This is a genomic window from Adlercreutzia sp. DFI.6.23 (genome assembly GCF_024462535.1).
GTDB classification, from domain to species: Bacteria; Actinomycetota; Coriobacteriia; order Coriobacteriales; family Eggerthellaceae; genus Adlercreutzia; species Adlercreutzia rubneri.
Genome location: NZ_JANGBP010000042.1, coordinates 1 through 565, shown reverse-complemented (window position 1 = coordinate 565; position 565 = coordinate 1). Strand labels below are relative to the sequence as shown.

1 protein-coding gene is annotated in these 565 nt (G+C 61.1%); it reads left to right on the top strand.

The window, feature by feature from the left end; genetic code table 11:
* Window positions 1-545: phosphomethylpyrimidine synthase ThiC (locus NE591_RS12245; protein ID WP_256156743.1), on the top strand; the 545-nt coding region annotated here is incomplete at its 5' end.
* Window positions 546-565 lie beyond the last annotated feature (20 nt).

Here is a 565-nt window from a genome sequence, read left to right as displayed (position 1 = left end):
CCATTCGCGCCGCCGTGGCCGCCGGGCACATCGCCATCCCGGCCAACATCCATCATGCAAGCCTCGCGCCGGCCGGCGTCGGTTCCACGTTGGAGGGCGTGCCGCTTTCCACGAAGGTGAACGTGAACCTCGGCATCTCGGGCGATTTGGCCGATGAGGCCCTGGAATGGGAGAAGGTGGACGTGGCTCTGGAACTGTGCGCCGATGCCATCATGGATCTCTCCAACTCCGGCAAGACACGTGCCTTCCGCCGTGCGCTCGTCGAGAAATCGCCGGCCATGATTGGCACGGTGCCCATGTACGACGCCATCGGCTACTTGGAAAAGGCGCTCATTGCCATTACGCCTGAGGATTTCCTGGAAGTGGTGCGCGCCCACGCCGAGGACGGGGTCGATTTCGTCAACATTCACGCCGGCATGAACCGCCGGGTCATCGAGTCGTTCAAAGAGACTCTGCCCTCTACCTACCTCACGGGCAATCCGGCCGATCTCGTACCTTTGGTGATCACAACGGTTCTGCTGGCATGGGCCGTAAAATCATGTTAGGCTTTGCCCATGAACAGAAC